General features: G+C 66.5%; 15 protein-coding genes. 9 read left to right on the top strand and 6 right to left on the bottom strand.

Annotated features, from left to right (window positions below):
* The first annotated feature begins 18 nt into the window (after nucleotides 1-18).
* The 4 genes from ureC to ureG are packed head-to-tail and all read left to right on the top strand — an operon-like array spanning nucleotide 19 to nucleotide 3,725.
* Complete coding sequence (gene ureC, locus GJG85_RS04475; RefSeq protein WP_050011647.1) at nucleotides 19-1,725, top strand: urease subunit alpha; 1,707 nt, start codon at nucleotides 19-21, stop codon at nucleotides 1,723-1,725.
* Nucleotides 1,726-1,743: 18 nt separating this feature from the next.
* Nucleotides 1,744-2,394, top strand: a complete 651-nt coding sequence (ureE, locus tag GJG85_RS04470; protein WP_204383709.1) for an urease accessory protein UreE — start codon at nucleotides 1,744-1,746, stop codon at nucleotides 2,392-2,394.
* Nucleotides 2,381-3,061 (top strand): urease accessory UreF family protein, encoded by a 681-nt coding sequence (locus tag GJG85_RS04465; RefSeq protein ID WP_089488219.1) that lies wholly within the window; start codon nucleotides 2,381-2,383, stop codon nucleotides 3,059-3,061. The genes ureE and GJG85_RS04465 overlap by 14 nt, the downstream gene beginning before the upstream one ends.
* A 16-nt stretch (nucleotides 3,062-3,077) precedes the next feature.
* On the top strand, nucleotides 3,078-3,725 hold the full coding sequence (ureG, locus tag GJG85_RS04460) for an urease accessory protein UreG (protein WP_050011650.1): 648 nt from the start codon (nucleotides 3,078-3,080) through the stop codon (nucleotides 3,723-3,725).
* 63 nt (nucleotides 3,726-3,788) lie between these two features.
* Here the strand turns inward: ureG and waaA are convergent, their stop codons facing one another.
* The 4 genes from waaA to GJG85_RS04440 form a co-directional block, all read right to left on the bottom strand.
* The gene (waaA, locus tag GJG85_RS04455) at nucleotides 3,789-5,150 is read right to left on the bottom strand and encodes a lipid IV(A) 3-deoxy-D-manno-octulosonic acid transferase (protein WP_089488218.1); all 1,362 of its coding nucleotides are present in this window, start codon (nucleotides 5,148-5,150) and stop codon (nucleotides 3,789-3,791) included.
* Between the two features lie 37 nt (nucleotides 5,151-5,187).
* Nucleotides 5,188-6,072 carry a Kdo hydroxylase family protein gene (locus GJG85_RS04450; protein ID WP_006485119.1) on the bottom strand — a complete coding sequence of 295 codons (885 nt, stop codon included), beginning with the start codon at nucleotides 6,070-6,072 and terminating at the stop codon, nucleotides 5,188-5,190.
* A 23-nt stretch (nucleotides 6,073-6,095) separates the two neighbouring features.
* Entirely contained in the window at nucleotides 6,096-7,139 is a 1,044-nt protein-coding gene (gene waaC, locus GJG85_RS04445) for a lipopolysaccharide heptosyltransferase I (RefSeq protein ID WP_306427004.1), read from the bottom strand.
* Nucleotides 7,140-7,263: 124 nt separating this feature from the next.
* Nucleotides 7,264-8,658: a phosphomannomutase/phosphoglucomutase gene (locus tag GJG85_RS04440; protein WP_089488217.1), complete on the bottom strand. Its 1,395-nt coding sequence runs from the start codon at nucleotides 8,656-8,658 to the stop codon at nucleotides 7,264-7,266.
* Between the two features lie 246 nt (nucleotides 8,659-8,904).
* Between GJG85_RS04440 and GJG85_RS04435 the strand changes: the two genes are divergently transcribed.
* From GJG85_RS04435 to GJG85_RS04415, 5 genes are read left to right on the top strand one after another with little or no spacing between them, the layout of a single operon-like run.
* Nucleotides 8,905-10,161, top strand: a complete 1,257-nt coding sequence (locus GJG85_RS04435) for an oligosaccharide flippase family protein (RefSeq protein WP_204383706.1) — start codon at nucleotides 8,905-8,907, stop codon at nucleotides 10,159-10,161.
* Entirely contained in the window at nucleotides 10,158-10,982 is an 825-nt protein-coding gene (locus GJG85_RS04430) for a glycosyltransferase (protein WP_089488215.1), read from the top strand. Before GJG85_RS04435 ends, GJG85_RS04430 begins: the two co-directional genes overlap by 4 nt.
* A 51-nt stretch (nucleotides 10,983-11,033) precedes the next feature.
* A complete protein-coding gene (locus tag GJG85_RS04425; protein WP_204383704.1) occupies nucleotides 11,034-12,170 on the top strand; it encodes a glycosyltransferase family 4 protein in 1,137 nt (378 codons plus the stop codon).
* A 14-nt stretch (nucleotides 12,171-12,184) separates the two neighbouring features.
* Nucleotides 12,185-13,207: a UDP-glucose 4-epimerase GalE gene (gene galE, locus GJG85_RS04420; protein WP_204383703.1), complete on the top strand. Its 1,023-nt coding sequence runs from the start codon at nucleotides 12,185-12,187 to the stop codon at nucleotides 13,205-13,207.
* A 27-nt stretch (nucleotides 13,208-13,234) separates the two neighbouring features.
* Nucleotides 13,235-14,341: a glycosyltransferase gene (locus tag GJG85_RS04415; RefSeq protein WP_124593951.1), complete on the top strand. Its 1,107-nt coding sequence runs from the start codon at nucleotides 13,235-13,237 to the stop codon at nucleotides 14,339-14,341.
* Nucleotides 14,342-14,350: 9 nt separating this feature from the next.
* On the opposite strand, the gene GJG85_RS04410 is transcribed toward GJG85_RS04415, so the two are convergent.
* Both GJG85_RS04410 and GJG85_RS04405 read right to left on the bottom strand, forming a co-directional pair.
* Nucleotides 14,351-14,518: a hypothetical protein gene (locus GJG85_RS04410; protein WP_185641117.1), complete on the bottom strand. Its 168-nt coding sequence runs from the start codon at nucleotides 14,516-14,518 to the stop codon at nucleotides 14,351-14,353.
* A gap of 198 nt (nucleotides 14,519-14,716) precedes the next feature.
* Nucleotides 14,717-16,951 (bottom strand): S8 family serine peptidase, encoded by a 2,235-nt coding sequence (locus GJG85_RS04405; RefSeq protein WP_204383702.1) that lies wholly within the window; start codon nucleotides 16,949-16,951, stop codon nucleotides 14,717-14,719.
* Nucleotides 16,952-17,081: the final 130 nt, after the last annotated feature.

Below are 17,081 nucleotides of genomic sequence, written 5' to 3'. Positions count from 1 at the left end.
CTCTTCAGGAACAGCAACATGACACTACGCTTGAGCCGCCGCGCGTACGCGGAAATGTTCGGGCCGACGACGGGCGACCGCGTGCGGCTCGCGGATACCGAACTGCTGATCGAGATCGAACGCGACTTCACCACGTACGGCGAGGAAGTGAAATTCGGCGGCGGGAAAGTGATCCGCGACGGGATGGGCCAGTCGCAGCGCGTGGCCGCCGACGTGCCCGATACCGTCATCACGAACGCGGTGATCCTCGATCACTGGGGCATCGTGAAGGCCGACATCGCGATCAAGCACGGCCGCATCGCCGCGATCGGCAAGGCCGGCAACCCCGACATCCAGCCGGGCGTGACGATCGCGATCGGCGCCGCGACCGAAGTGATCGCCGGCGAAGGGCTGATCGTGACGGCGGGCGGCATCGACACGCACATCCACTTCATCAGCCCGCAGCAGATCGACGAGGCGCTGGCCTCGGGTGTCACGACGATGCTCGGCGGCGGCACGGGGCCAGCCACCGGCACCAACGCGACGACCTGCACGCCGGGCCCGTGGCACATGGAGCGGATGCTGCAGGCGGCCGACGGCTGGCCGATCAACCTCGGCTTCCTCGGCAAGGGCAATGCGAGCCTGCCGCAGCCGCTCGTCGAGCAGATCGCGGCCGGCGCGATCGGCCTGAAGCTGCACGAGGACTGGGGCACGACGCCCGCCGCGATCGACAACTGCCTGTCGGTGGCCGACGACACCGACACGCAGGTCGCGATCCACACCGACACGCTGAACGAGGCCGGCTTCGTCGAATCGACGGTCGCCGCGTTCAAGGGCCGTACGATCCACACGTACCACACCGAAGGCGCGGGCGGCGGCCATGCGCCCGACATCCTGAAGGTGTGCGGCGAGATGAACGTGCTGCCGTCGTCGACCAATCCGACGCGCCCGTACACGATCAACACGCTCGACGAGCATCTCGACATGCTGATGGTGTGCCATCACCTCGATCCGTCGATCGCCGAGGATCTCGCGTTCGCCGAATCGCGCATTCGCCGCGAGACGATCGCGGCCGAGGACATCCTGCACGATCTCGGCGCGCTGTCGATGCTGTCGTCCGATTCGCAGGCGATGGGCCGCGTCGGCGAAGTGATCATCCGCACGTGGCAGACCGCGCACAAGATGAAGGTGCAGCGCGGCGCGCTGCCGGAAGACGGCGCGCGCAACGACAACTTCCGCGCGAAACGCTACGTCGCGAAGTACACGATCAACCCGGCGCTCACGCACGGCATCGCGCATGAAGTCGGCTCGATCGAGCCCGGCAAGTGGGCCGACCTCGTGCTGTGGGAGCCCGCGTTCTTCGGGATCAAGCCGTCGATGATCCTGAAGGGCGGGATGATCGCGCTCGCGCAGATGGGCGACCCGAACGCGTCGATCCCGACGCCGCAGCCGGTCCACTACCGCGAGATGTTCGCGACGCGCGGCGGCGCGCTCGCGCGCACGTCGCTGACCTTCGTGTCGCAGATGGCGGCCGATGCGGGCATCGCGGAGCGCTACGGCCTCGCGAAGCGGATCGTGCCGGTGCGCAACTGCCGCAACGTGACGAAGGCCGACATGATCCACAACGCATGGCGTCCGTCGATCAGCGTCGATCCGGAAACCTACGACGTGATCGCCGACGGCCAGTTGCTCACCTGCGAACCGGCAACGGTGCTGCCGATGGCGCAGCGCTATTTCCTGTTCTGATCCGGAATCCTCAGTGTCATGCGCACCCTCGACAAACGCATTGCCCCGAACGTGAAACTCGCCGCGTCGCTCGTCGCGCGCGCGCCGACGCTCACGCTCGCCTATGACGCCCGCTGCAAGAGCCGCCTCGCGGCGACGCTCGACACCGGCGAGGACGTCGCGGTCCTGCTGCCGCGCGGCACCGTGCTGCGCGACGGCGACGTGCTCGTCGCCGACGACGGCGCGCTCGTGCGTATCGCCGCGGCATCCGAAACGGTGCTGCTCGTGCGCGCGGCCGATCCGCTCACGCTGATGCGCGCCGCCTACCATCTCGGCAACCGCCATACGCCGGTCGAGATCGGCGACGGCTACCTGAAGCTCGAAGCCGATCCGGTGCTCGCGGACATGCTGCGCCGACTCGGCACGCAGGTCGAAGAGGCGCGCGCGCCGTTCCAGCCGGAAGCCGGCGCGTACGGCGGCGGCCACAAGCACGGGCACGACGCGACGTTCGCCGAGGACTATGCGCTGGCGCAGCAGGTGTTCGGCGAACACCATGGACATTCGCATTCGCACGATCACGATCACGATCACGATCACGACCACGATCACGATCACGATCACGATCACGATCACGGCCATCAGCATGGTCCCGGCTGCACGCACGGCCACCACGGTCATGACCACCACTGAACTCGTCGCGCTGCTGCACCTCGCGTCGCCCGCACTACCGATCGGCGCGTACAGCTATTCGCAGGGCCTTGAAGCCGCGCTCGACGCGAACCTGATCCGCGACGCCGATTCCGCGCGCGACTGGATCGCGAGCGGCCTGACCGACGTGCTCGCGCACGGCGAATTGCCGTTCCTCGCGCACCAGCTCGCCCGCTGGCAGGCGCACGACACGCACGCGCTCGCCGCCGACAACGCGTGGTTCGTCGCGAGCCGCGAATCGGCCGAACTGCGCCGCGAAACCGAACAGATGGGCTGGTCGCTCGCGCAACTGTGCGCGTCGCTCGAATGGGGCGACGCCGCACGCCGCGCGACGCTCGCGTCGCTGTCGCCGATCGCGCTGCCGACCGCGTTCGCGTACGCGGCCGCCGCACACGACGCGAGCGCCGACGCGACGCTCGCCGCGTACGCATTCGGCTGGGTCGAGAACCAGACGTCCGCCGCGCTGAAAGCCGTGCCGCTCGGGCAGCTCGCCGGACAACGCATCATCGTCGCGCTGCGCGGCGCGATCGACGCCGCCGTGCGCCGCGCGCTCGCGACGCCGCCCGACGCCGTCAACACGTTCGCGCCGCAGCTCGGCATCCTGTCCGCGCGGCACGAAACCCAGTATTCGCGGTTGTTCCGCTCCTGAACCTCTTCGCCCGACCATGAACGCACCTGCTCCCTCCTCCGCCCGCCGCACGAAGAAACTGCCGCCGCTGCGCGTCGGCATCGGCGGCCCCGTCGGCTCCGGCAAGACCACGCTGCTCGAAATGCTGTGCAAGGCGATGCGCGACAAGTACGACCTCGTCGCGATCACGAACGACATCTATACGAAGGAAGACCAGCGGCTGCTGACGGTCGCGGGCGCGCTGCCCGAGGAACGCATCATGGGCGTCGAGACGGGCGGCTGCCCGCACACGGCGATCCGCGAGGATGCATCGATCAACCTCGAAGCCGTCGACCGGATGCTGTCGCGCTTCCCAGATGCCGACATCGTGTTCATCGAGTCCGGCGGCGACAATCTCGCGGCGACCTTCAGCCCCGAGCTGTCGGACCTGACGATCTACGTGATCGACGTGGCCGGCGGCGAGAAGATTCCGCGCAAGGGCGGCCCCGGCATCACGAAGTCCGACCTGCTCGTGATCAACAAGACCGACCTCGCGCCGCTGGTCGGCGCGAATCTCGACGTGATGGCGTCCGACACGCGGAAGATGCGCGGCGAGCGGCCTTACGTGATGACGAACCTGAAGGCGCTCGACGGCGTCGCGGACGTGATCGCGTTCATCGAGAAGAAGGGTTTGCTGACGGTGTGAGCGGCATGGCGGCGGCTCACGTCGCCGCCATGCGTGCGCGGGCGGCCTTGCGCCGCCCTTCGTCTATTCGTCTTCGGAAGAGGCGTCCTGCCCACCCGGCAGCGCACGCGCACCGGCTTCGCCGGCCGGCAGCAACGCGGCGAGCACGTCGACCGTGCGCGCGGTCGCGCCACGGTGACGCGACGCGAACGCCGCGCCGGCCGCGCCCATCGCGATGCGCCGCGCCTTGTCGGCGAACAGCGCGTCGAGCACGTGCGCGAGATCGAGCGGATCCGCGACCTGCATCGCCGCACCGGCCGCGACCGCATCGGCGGTCGCCTGCGTGAAGTTGAACACGTGCGGCCCGATCAGCACCGGCACGCCGACCGCACACGCCTCGATCAGGTTCTGCCCGCCGAGCGGCAACAGGCTGCCGCCGATGAACGCGATGTCGGCCGCCGCGTAGTACGCGCCGAGCTCGCCCATCGAATCGCCGAGCAGCACCGTCACGTCGCCGGCCAACGGTTCGGCGGCCGGCCGGCCGGCCGCGAGCGCGGCCGCATCGGCCGCCCAGGCGGAGCGCCGCACGCACTTGAGCCCGCTGCGCGCGACGAGCGCCTCGACTTCGGCGAAACGCTGCGGATGACGCGGCACGAGCACCAGCAACGCGCCGGGCGTGCGCATTTCCGCGAACGCCTGCAGCACCAGCGCTTCTTCATTCTCGCGCGTGCTGGCGGCGACCCACACCGGCCGCGCGCCGATCGCGTCGCGCCATGCATGGCCGCGCGCCGCGAGTTCCGGCGGCGTCGTCATGTCGAATTTCAGGTTGCCGAGCACGGTCACGTTGCGGGCGCCGAGCGACGTCAGCCGTTCCGCATCGGCCGGGCTCTGCGCGAGCACGCGCGAGAAGCCGCCGAACACGTCGCGCGTCGCCGTGCCGAACTTCGCCGCGCGCCGGAACGAACGCGCGGACATCCGCGCATTGGTCAGCACGAGCGGCACGTCCGCGCGGCGGCACTCGTCGATCAGCGTCGGCCACACCTCGGTTTCCATCACGAGGCCGAGCGTCGGCCGCCATGCGCGCAGGAAGCGCCGCACCGCGCCCGGCATGTCGTACGGCAGATAACAGCGCAGCACGCGATCGCCGAAGATCTGTTCGCCCGTCGCCCGGCCGCTCGGCGTCATGTGCGTGAGCAGGATGCGCGCATCGGGGCGCGCGTGCATCAGCGCATCGATCAGCGGCTGCGCGGCGCGCGTCTCGCCGACCGACACCGCATGCACCCAGATCAGCGGCGCGCGATCGTCCGGCGAACGGCCCGCGACGTGGCCGAAGCGCTCGCCGATATGCTCGCGATAGCCGCGCTCCTTGCGCGAACGCACATAGAGCCGGATCACGGCGGCCGGCGCGACGAGCCACCACAGCGCGCGATAGATCGCCCTCAGCATGCGGCCGCCCTCGAGTGACGTCGAAGCAGGTGCGCGCTCAAACCAGCGCCCTGCCCGTCAGGCGTTCGAGAATGCCGAGCGGCGCGCACTCGCGGCGCACCATCGCATCGACCGGCAGGAAGAAGGTCTGCTCGAGCATGAACTGGCCGGACATCACAGCGTGCGAAGTCTGATCGGAGAAACATATCCACACGCTGCCCGGCGGAAACGGCATCGTTTGCTGTGGACACGTCTTCTGGTAATCGAGGTCGGCCTTCATCCCGTCGTGCAGGTTCAGCATCAGGTGGTCGTATGCGCTGCGCGGCGACTTCGTCACGTGCAGCAGGTTCAGCAACCACGCCGAGCCCGGGAACTGCGGCCGGATCTTCGGCAGGAAGCGCTTCGCGACGTCCTCGAACGGCTCGCCGACGCGCCACACGCGCGGCGCGCCGGCCGGGTTCACGTTCGTGAACACGCGCAGGATCCGCTCGCCGTAGTTCGGCCGCGACGGGAATGCGTCGACGTGCAGGCGGCTGTCGTCCTTGCGCCACGACGTCTGGCGCGTTTCGACCTGCATCAGCCGCAGGCTCGTCGGCGCGACGCGCAGCTTGCCGCGATATTCGGGAAAGAGGCCGTCGACGAGCGTGCCGGCCTGCTGCTGGAAGCGCGCGACGAGCGCGCGCACGGCCGACTGCGTGACGCTGTCGCCGAGCACGCCGGCGAGCGCGCCGCCGTTCGGCGCGAGGCTGATGTTCTTGCGTTTCGGATCGGCGAGCGCCGGATCGAGCAGCGCTTCCTCGCCGCCTTCGATCGCGAAGCGCAGGTGCGGGAAATACAGCACCTTGCCTTCCTCGACCGCGGCGAGCAACTGCTCGCGCGGCGCCGACAGGTTGTGTCCGCTCCAGTCGGCGGACGGGACTTCGATGATCTGGGATTCGCTCATGATCGGTTCGCGTGTGGACAGCGTTACAGGAGACCGAAGCCCGCGAGCGTCGACTTCACCTGCGCGATCGACGGGGGCTGCCCCGCCGTGCCGAGATTGACGACGTTCGGCGACCAGTAGCCGCCGGTCCGCCAGGCCGTCGCGAAATTGTACAGTTCGACCGTCGGACGCTTCAGCGCGGCCGCGATGTGAACCAGACCTGTATCAACCCCGACCGTCGCGGCCGCGCCGTCGATCAGCCCGACCACGGCCGGCAGCGACAGCTTCGGCGGCACGATCGCCGCCGCGCCGAATTCCTTCGCGAGCCGCTCGCTGGTCGCGCGTTCCGCGTCGTTGCCCCACGGCAGCACGAGCGACGCGCCGCGCCGCACGAGCGCCTGGCCGAGCTCGATCCATGCGGCGTCCGGCCACTGCTTGTCGGCGCGCGACGTCGCGTGGACGAACACGACGTACGGCACCGGCAGGTTCAGGCCGAGCGCGGCCACCGCGAGCGCCGCCGCCCGCGTGTCGAGGCCGAACTCGACCGGATCGGCCGGGGTCGGCGCCGGGTCGTCCAGCGCGGCCGCGACGAGCTGACGCGAGCGCTCGACCACGTGCGTGCGCGGCGCGATCGGCACGCGCTTGCGGTAGAAGAAGCGCACCGGCCATTCGTAGCCGGCGCCGTCGGTCCGGTTGCCGAGCCCGACGAGCGGGCCGCGCGCCCAGCTCGCGACCCACGCCGTCTTGATGAGGCCCTGGCAGTCGATCACGAGGTCGTACTGCTCGGCGGCGAGGCGCCGGCGAAACGCGCGGATCTCGCGCCACGTCGCGCCCGAGAACGGCTTCTTGCGCCAGCGGCGCAGCGAGAACGGCAGCACGTTGCGCACGCCGTCGACGAGCCGCACGAGGTCGACGAAGCTTTCCTCGACGAGCCAGTCGATCTGCGCATCGGGATGGCGGCGCCGGATATCGGCGATCACCGGCATGTTGTGCACGACGTCGCCCAGCGACGACACGCGCACGATCAGGATCTTTTGCACGCTGAAAAAACGCCGGCTGACAGCCGGCGACAGACATAAAGGGGGGATTTTATCCCGGCCGAAGGGCCGGACAGACAAAAAGCGGCCGCGCGCCTGGGGCGCGCGCCGCTTTTCGGGACCAGCACGGCCGCTGAACGGGCCGTCGTACGGGCGGCCCGCTAGCCGCCGGCGCTCAGAACGGCAGCTTCACGTCCGGCTTCGCGGCCGTCAGCACGCGGCGGAAGTCGTCCTGGATACGCTTGAGCCCTTCCTGCGTCTCGGCTTCGAAGCGCATCACGACGACCGGCGTCGTGTTCGACGAACGCGCGAGGCCGAAGCCGTCCGGGTACTCGACGCGCAGGCCGTCGATCGTCACGACTTCGTCGGCGCCGTCGAACTTCGCCTCTTTCTGCAACTGCTCGATCAGGCGGAAATTCTCGCCTTCGTCGAGCCAGAGCTGCAGTTCGGGCGTGCTCATCGCGTCCGGCAGGCTGTTGAGCAGCGCGCTCGGATCGGCCGTCTTCGCGAGAATCTCGAGCAGGCGCGCGCCGGTGTACAGGCCGTCGTCGAAGCCGTACCAGCGATCCTTGAAGAACACGTGGCCGCTCATTTCGCCGGCGAGCGGCGCACCCGTCTCGCGCAGCTTCGCCTTCACGAGCGAGTGCCCCGTCTTCCACATCAGCGGCTCGCCGCCCTTCGACTTCACCCACTGCGCGAGGTGGCGCGTGCACTTCACGTCGTAGATGATCTGGGCGCCCGGGTTGCGCGACAGCACTTCTTCCGCGAACAGCATCAGCTGGCGGTCCGGATAGATGATCTGGCCGTCCTTCGTGACGACGCCCAGACGGTCGCCGTCGCCGTCGAACGCGAAGCCGAGCTCCGCATCGGTGTCCTTCAGCGCCTGGATCACGTCCTGCAGGTTTTCCGGGTGGGCGGGATCGGGGTGGTGGTTCGGGAACGTGCCGTCGATGTCGGTGAAGCGCTCGACGAGCTCGCAGCCGAGCGCCTTGAACAGGCGCGTCGCGAGCGGGCCGGCGACGCCGTTGCCGGCGTCGACCACGAGCTTCAGCGGCCGCGCGAGCTTCACGTCGCCGACGATGCGCGCGATGTATTGATCGGCGACGTCGATTTCCTCATAGGTGCCGCTGCCCGTCTCGAACCGCTCGTCGACGATGCGGCGATACAGCGCCTGGATCTGCTCGCCGTAGATCGCGGCGCCGCGCAGCACCATCTTGAAGCCGTTGTAGTCGGGCGGGTTGTGGCTGCCCGTGACGACGATGCACGAATCGACGCGGCGCTCGCCGCCCTTCAGCGCGAGCGGCACGTTCGCCGCGAAATAGCCGACCGGCGTCGGCACCATGCCGACGTCGACGACGTCGACACCGGCCGCCCGCAGGCCGTCGGCCAGCGCGCCGACGAGTTCCGGCCCGGACAGGCGGCCGTCGCGCGCGACGACGACCGCATCGCCGCCCTGCGCACGCACTTCGCTGCCGAATGCGCGGCCGATCCCGCGCGCCGTGTCGACGTCGAGTGTCTTGCCGACCACGCCACGGATGTCATATGCCTTGAAGATGGATTGGGAGATCATCGATTCTCTTCTCTCTCAGTTGCGTGCATGGAAAATTGTCTGGCTTGGCTGGCCGCCTCTCGCCGGTGCCGCGCATGATACAGGCGGCCCCGCAAAACAAGGAACGGAACGGCTGGAGCGGTCGCGATCCCACTTATAATCGCGGGTTTTGATGACGCGCATACCGCCTATTTTAATGCCTAGCCGTCCCGCCGCCGCCCACCCGCCGCTTTCGGCCGCCCCCCGCGCGCGCCGTCGCTGCCGCGCATGCTGAAGCGCTTCGGCAACCCGGACGTCGCGAAAGCCGTCGCGAACCTCGTCTGGCTGGGCCTCGAACGGCTCACGCAGATCGGCGTCGCGATCGCGATCAGCGGCCTGCTGGCCCGTTATTTCGGGCCAGATGTGTTCGGCAAATGGCAGTACGCGAATACGCTTCTCCTGGTACTGGCGCCGCTCACCTGGGTGTGCGGCGCGGAAATCCTCGTCCCGACCATCGTCCAGCTCCCGCCCGCCCAGCTCGGCGCGGTGCTCGGCAGCGCGTTCGTGCTGCGCATCGCCGTGTCGGTCGCCGCGCTCGCCGCGACCTGGATCGCGATCGCCGCGGGCGCCTTCGACCCGCTGGTCGGCGCGATGCTCGCGGGCCTCGCGGTCACGATGGTGTTTCGCGAGCCGTTCGTCGGCGTGATCAACGCGTGGCTGCAGAGCATGACCTACAGCAAGCCGCAGCTCGTCGCCAGCATGGTCACGGCGCTCGCCAAGGCGCTGCTCGTGTGGCTGCTGGTGCGCGCGGCCGCCGGCCCCGCCCGCTTCGCGTGGCTGTGGGCGCTGGAAGCCGCCGCGATCGGCCTCGCGCTGCTGCTGTACTACCGCCATCGTAACGGCAGCGCGCTCGGCTGGACGTTCGACACATCGCTGTTCCGGCACTTTGCAACGGCCGGCACCGTGTTCTGGCTCGGCCTCATCTGCATGTACCTGTTCCTGAAACTCGACCGCCTGATGCTCGAGCGCCACGTGTCGTTCGCCGATCTCGGCCGCTATTCGGCCGCGCAGCAGCTCAACGAGAACTGGATCACGCTCGCGCTGATGCTCGCGCAGACCATCGCGCCCGCGTTCGTGTACCGCGTGCAGGACGTCGCGCGGCTGCGCCGCAACATCGTCCGGCTGATCGCGATGACGGCCGGCCTGATGACGGCTGGCGCGCTCGTGCTCGACACGGCCGCCCCGCTGATCGTCGGCAAGGTGTTCGGCCGCGGCTACGAGGCGTCGGTCGACATCTTCCGCTGGGCCGTCTGGCTGTCCGTGCCGGCCGGCATCGAGGCGATAGGCAATCTTATCGTTCTCAAATATCAAGCAAAATTCGTGTTGCTGTCGAAATGGCTGCTCGCGCTGGCGATCGCCGTGCTCGTCAACCTGTTCGCGATCCCGCGGCTCGGCCTGTACGGCGCGCTCGTCGGGCTGGCGGCCGGCTACCTGGCTGCTGCCGCCGTCAACTTTTATTACATCCGTTTCAAGCTGCGAACATGACGTCCCCTGATTGCCCGCCCCCGCTCGACGACGTGGCCGTGCTGATGCCGGCCTACAACGGGCACGACGACGTCGCCCGGACCCTCGCGTCGTTTCGCGAGGACGCACCCGTGCACGTGCTGATCGTCGACGACGGCAGCACGCCGCCGATCGTCGCACCCGACCTGCCAGGCCTGTCGATCGACGTGCTGCGCATGCCGCGCAACGGCGGCATCGAACGCGCGCTGGCGGCCGGCATCGACGCGCTCGCCGCGCGCGGCTTCCGCTATGCGGCCCGCATCGATGCGGGCGATCTCGCCACGCCGCAGCGCCTGGCGAAAGAACGCGCGTATCTCGACGCCCACCCGCGCGTGGCCTGCGTCGGCATGTGGACGCAGGTCGTGTCGCGCGCCGGCGAGCCGCGCTTCATGCTGACGCCGCCCGCCGACCCGCGCACGTTGCGCCGCACGCGCTTCCTGCGCTCGCCGCTCGTGCATCCGTCGGTCATGTTGCGCATCGACGCCGTGCGCGAAGTGGGCAACTATCGGGCGAAGTACCGCGCGGCCGAGGATCTCGATCTTTTTTTACGGTTAATGCAACGCTACGATTGCGCGAACCTGCCGGAACTCGGCCTGTATTACGAGCTTAACGAGGGCGGGATCAGTGCGACCAAACGCCGGCGCCAGCTGGTGTCGACGCTCACGCTGCTGCTGCGCCACTTCAACGTGCTGAACCCGTACGACTGGGCCGGCCTCGCCAAGAACCTGCTGCATTTCGTGACGCCGTACCGTACGCTGCAGCGCATCAAGCAGACGCTGTTCGCCGCGCGGCCGTCCGCCTGACGCGCATCCGGCCCGTCCGGCAATTACGACGCTTTATTTTTTCTTTTTTTCATGTCCACCACGTCCCCGCTGCGCATCGCGCTCGTCTGCAACACGGCCTGGGCGATCCATACGTATCGCCACGGGCTGATCCGTGCGCTCGTCGCGCGCGGCGCCGAGGTCGTCGTGATCGCGCCGCACGACCGCACGGTGCCGCTGCTCGAGCAGATGGGCTGCCGTTACGTCGCGCTTGCCGTCGCGTCGAAAGGCACGAGCCCGCGCGAGGATCTCGGCACGCTCGCCGCGCTCGCGCGCCACTACCGCGCGCTGCGGCCCGATCTCGTGTTCCATTACACGATCAAGCCGAACATCTACGGCTCGGTGGCCGCGTGGCTCGCGCGCGTGCCGTCGATCGCGGTGACGACGGGCCTCGGCTACGTGTTCATCCAGAAGAGCCGCGCGGCGAGCGTCGCGAAGCGCCTGTACCGGTTCGCGTTCCGCTTCCCGCGCGAGGTGTGGTTCCTCAATCGCGACGATCTCGCGACCTTCACCGACGAGCGCTTGCTCGCGCATCCCGAGCGCGCGCGGCTGCTGCACGGCGAAGGCGTCGATCTCGAACAGTTCTCGCCCGTGCCGCTGCCGGGCGGCGACGCGCCCGTCTTCATCCTGATCGGCCGGCTGCTGTGGGACAAGGGCGTACGCGAATACGTCGAGGCCGCGCGTCTCGTGCGCGAACGCTTTCCGAACGCGCGCTTCCAGCTGCTCGGGCCGCTCGGCGTCGACAATCCGAGCGCGATCGGTCGCGCGGACGTCGACGCGTGGGTCGGCGAAGGCATCGTCGAGTATCTCGGCGAAGCGCACGACGTGCGCCCGCACATCGCGGCGGCCGATTGCGTCGTGCTGCCGTCGTACCGAGAGGGCGTGCCGCGCACGTTGATGGAAGCATCGGCGATGGGCCGCCCGATCGTCGCGACCGACGTGCCGGGTTGCCGCGACGTCGTCGCCGACGGCGAAACGGGCTTCCTGTGCCGCGCGCGGGACAGCGCGAGCCTCGCGGAGCAAATGAATCGCATGATCGCGCTCGGGCCGCAAGGCCGGGCGGCGATGGGCGCAAGCGGCCGGCACAAGGTCGCGGCGGAATTCGACGAACAGCAGGTCGTCGAACGCTACCGGGAGACCATCCATTCGTTGACGGGATTCACACTCTGAAGGAGCGCATCAGCATGACCGCTAAAGGCACCATCCTCGTTACCGGCGGCGCGGGCTATATCGGCTCGCACACGGCCGTCGAGCTGCTCGACAACGGCTACGACGTCGTGATCGTCGACAACCTCGTGAACAGCAAGGCCGAATCCGTGCGCCGCATCGAGCGGATCACGGGCAAGACGCCCGCGTTCCACCAGGTCGACGTGTGCGACGAAGCCGCGCTCGCGAAGGTATTCGACGCGCACCCGATCACCGGCACGATTCACTTCGCGGCGCTCAAGGCCGTCGGCGAATCGGTCGCGAAGCCGCTCGAGTACTACCAGAACAACATCGGCGGCCTGCTCGCCGTGCTCAAGGTCATGCGCGAGCGCAACGTCAGGCAGTTCGTGTTCAGCTCGTCCGCGACCGTGTACGGCGTGCCCGAACGCTCGCCGATCGACGAATCGTTCCCGCTGTCCGCGACGAACCCGTACGGCCAGTCGAAGCTGATCGCCGAGCAGATCCTGCGCGACCTCGAAGTCTCGGACCCGTCGTGGCGGATCGCGACGCTGCGCTACTTCAACCCGGTCGGCGCGCACGCGAGCGGGCTGATCGGCGAGGATCCGGCCGGCATCCCGAACAACCTGATGCCGTACGTCGCGCAGGTCGCGGTCGGCAAGCTGGAAAAGCTCCGTGTATTCGGTTCGGATTACCCGACGCCGGACGGCACCGGCGTGCGCGACTACATCCACGTCGTCGATCTCGCGAAGGGGCACATCGCCGCGCTCGCCGCACTGGCCAAGCGCGACGCCAGCTTCGTCGTGAACCTCGGCACCGGGCAAGGCTACAGCGTGCTGGAAGTCGTGCGCGCGTTCGAGAAGGCGTCGGGCCGCCCGGTGCCGTACGAACTCGTCGCGCGCCGCCCGGGCGACATCGCCGAGTGCTATGCGAACCCGCAGGCCGCGGCCGACATCATCGGCTGGCGCGCGACGCTCGGCATCGAGGAAATGTGTGCCGACCACTGGCGATGGCAGGAGGGGAACCCGCGCGGTTTTGTATAATCCGCTGTCCATTTTTCGAGCGATCCCATGCTCAGCTTCGCGTCCGGCTTCATCGTCTCCTTGCTCGTCACGCTGTTCATCGTGCGCTACGCGCACCTTCACGAGAAATTCTCGATCGACAGCGACCTGGCCGGCGTGCAGAAATTCCACGTGCGGCCCGTGCCGCGCGTCGGGGGCATCGGGATCCTCGCCGGGGTCGTCGTGGCCGCGCTGCTCGTGTCGCGGCGCTATCCGACGATCGCCGGCAGCATTCTCGGGATCGTCGCATGCGGGATGCCGGCGTTCCTGTCGGGCCTCGTCGAAGACCTGACCAAGCGCGTGTCGCCGCGCGCACGGCTGCTCTGCACGATGGGCGCGGCCGCGCTGGCGTTCTGGCTGCTGGGCATCGCGGTCAAGCGCATCAGCGTGCCGCCGCTCGATTTCCTGCTCGGCTACGTGGCCATCTCGGCATTCATCACCGTGCTCGCGGTCGCGGCGCTCGCGAACGCGATCAACATCATCGACGGGTTCAACGGGCTCGCCTCGATGGTCAGCTTCATGATGTTCGCGTCGCTCGCGTATGTCGCGTTCCATGTGAACGACCCGGTCGTGATGTCCGCGTCGATCATCATGATGGGCGCGGTGCTCGGCTTCTTCCTGTGGAATTTCCCGGCGGGGCTGATCTTTCTCGGCGACGGCGGCGCGTATTTCATCGGGTTCATGCTTGCCGAGCTTGCGATCATGCTGGTGATGCGCAATCGCGAGGTGTCCGCTTGGTATCCGGTGCTGTTGTTCATGTATCCGATCTTCGAGACCTGCTTCTCGATCTACCGGAAGAAGTTCATCCGCGGGATGTCGCCGGGGATTCCGGACGGCGTGCATCTGCATATGCTCGTGTACAAGCGGCTGATGCGGTGGGCCGTCGGGACGAAGCACGCGCATGATCTGACGCGGCGGAATTCGCTCACGTCACCTTATCTGTGGTTGCTGTGCCTCGTCGCGGTGATACCGGCGACGCTGTTCTGGCGGCATACCGTGCATCTGTTCGTGTTTGTTGTGGTGTTCGCGCTGACGTATGTGTGGCTTTATCTCAGCATCGTCAGGTTCAGGGCGCCGCGGTGGATGGTGGTGAGGAAGCAACGGGACAGTCACTGAGCGACGCCGTCATGCCGGCGCGTCCAGCGGATGCGTGTCTTCGAGCGGAACGATCTGAAGTACGCCTATCGCACCGCTCAACCGTTCGGTCGAACCCATCGGTTTGCGTACCTCGCTGGCACGAACCAATGCGGGATTCACCCGAATCTCCGGATGATGATTCGCCAGTGCGGCCATCGTCTCCAGAACCGGCTGTTCGCCGGCTCATTGCCAACCTTCCGTTCCTATTGGGACAATTGCCCCCCCCAAACACCAACACGCGTTTGTGTCCAGGATTGCTAGAGCGGATCACAAGTGGCGTCACCTGTGCAAATGGCTACGTGCCCACGCGGACACGTAGCGTCAGGGTGCAGCGATCGCTAGGCAAGGACGCCGCTAACGGCTCGCATACGGGGAAATTGTCGATGAGTTGCACTGTCCAATATCATAGCAACGCGCAGGGCGAGGCAATGGTTGCGCGGCGGGCCCAGGTGACATGCTTCCGGTCATGCGACTCCATACTGGCGTATTGGAGTACATCACCAAATTGCCATCGGCCTGCAACGCAAGATATGCATTGGGATTTCCAGCCGTGTGTGTGGCCCAGAGCGCTACGCCGCTGCTGTTGTAGATCACCAGATTGCCATCCGGTTGCAGGATTGCGCGAACGGCCCCTCTTCCATATGTGCCTGAATTCCAAACAGCGTTTGCGCGATTCTTGTACAAGACAAGGTTGCCGTCCGCTTGGAAGACCAAGCAGAATGCGCCGACGGCATAGCATTGGCCCACGGTCAGTTGAGTTCCCGGACCAAAAATGACCGCGTTCTCGCCTGTGGCAGATGCAAGGTCCGAGGTCTGGCTATGCCAAATCGGTCGAGGCCAGTAGGCGACAACATTCCCATCATCTTGTACAGCAAGAAAAGTGCCGGGGTTGTTCGTCTGGGTGGACCAGACAGCTTTGTTCGCTGCGGTGTACAGCGCAAGATTTCCATCGGCTTGCATTACGGCGCGAGTGGCTCCCGTTCCTTGCGTCCCAGTCGCCCAAAGCGCCTGCCCCCCCGTCGATGGGTAGAGCACGAGATTGCCATCACCCTGCATAACCAAGCAGACCTTGCCAGATGGCGAGCATGCTGATTGGTTAATACTCAAAACCCCACTCTGAGACGCGCCTGCATCCCTTGCGACCAATACCGCCATTCTTGCGTCAAGAATTCCTGGGCCCTGGGGGTTATGAGGTTGCACAGCGAACGGTCTGGCTGTGCTTCTGAATATGTTCTTGACTTCGTTGACCGTGAGGCGCCTGGGAGCCGCTACCGACTGCATCAGTGCCACCACGCCTGCCACGTGAGGGGTTGCCATGGAGGTCCCATCCATCGTCGCGTAGCTATCGGTTGCGGAAGCATCTCTTCCACTTTTCCACGTTGAATAGACGTTCTGTCCGGGTGCAGAAATGTCGATCCGATTGCCCCAGTTAGAGAACGATGCAACAGCGCCATCTGATTTGTGCGCTGCAACAGTGATCACATCGTTGCAGTTTGCCGGCGTTTGGCTCATCGCGTCTGCTCCGGCATTCCCTGCGGCAACAACTGCAATGGTGCCGCGGCTGAGCGCGCTATCGATAGCATCCTGCATGGTACGGGAGCAAACGCCCACGCCCCCAAGACTCAAATTCAAGACTTGAGCGGGAAGCTGATTGGCTGGTGCGCCAGGAACGACGCCACCAGAAGCCCAAATAACACCGGTAGCGGTATCTGAAAGATATCCGTAGCCGCATGTAGGCAAAACTTTCACCGGTACAATTTTGGCGCCCCACGCTGTTCCGGCCACACCCGCCCCGTTATTCGTCGAGGCAGCCAGTGTTCCTGCGACATGGGTACCATGCCAATTTGGCTGGCAGCTTTCCGTCGTGACTCCGCGATCCCGCCCATCACCGCTGAAGCGCCCCCGGCTGATTTCGGTACCGGCCAGGATATTGCCATCAAGGTCTCCATGAAAGGCAATGCCAGTATCGAGCTCAGCTATTGTGATGCCAGCACCGTTGGCGATATCCCAGGCTTCTTCCGCATTGATTCCTCCTGCTGATCTTTGCGAGCCCCAGTAACCAAATTGCCTGGAGTACCCAGGGTCGTTGGGGGCCATTTGCGGGAAGATTCGTACATCCGGCTCGATATATTCCACCTCCGGGTCAGTATGAATCTGCTGCATATATGACTTTGCCTGCTCACGAGTCAGCTTGCGATCGGTGACGATCACATCAGCACCCGTTGCCAGGCGGAGGGAGTGGCGTGCATGCATTCGCATCGAACGCGTGCGTTCGTTCACGCGTGCATCGACGCTGGCTGCATCGCGACGCAGTCGCGAGCCTTCCTTGTATTTGACGATGAAGCGGTCAGTCTCGGCAGTTTCCGGCAGCGCCTGGAGATTGAATTGGTCGTATTGCCCTCCACTATTGACTGGCTGTTTGTTTGCAACGATAGCCGCCTGTCGTTCTGCCACTGCCGACGTGGTTTCATCATCCGAGCCACCGCAAGCGGCCAATGTCATCGACAGTAACAGGACAGCGGTCGCACCTGCTCTTGATCGCAATTTTTGTCGTTGATTTTCTATTACTGTAAAGATTCGACGTCTCAATTTCTTCCCTCGCTTTATTTATAAAACCAGACCAAGGATCGACTTGCTGCTGCCCGCACGATTTGATGGTTCGAACAGGCCGGGAACTGTATCCTCCGCCCGCGTCTCAAGGCAGGGTGGGACATCACAG

Origin of the sequence: Burkholderia sp. MS389 (genome assembly GCF_016899425.1) — a bacterium.
GTDB lineage: Bacteria > Pseudomonadota > Gammaproteobacteria > Burkholderiales > Burkholderiaceae > Burkholderia > Burkholderia sola.
The sequence above is the reverse complement of the archived record's forward strand: the minus strand, read 5'-3'. Positions and strand labels throughout refer to the sequence as shown.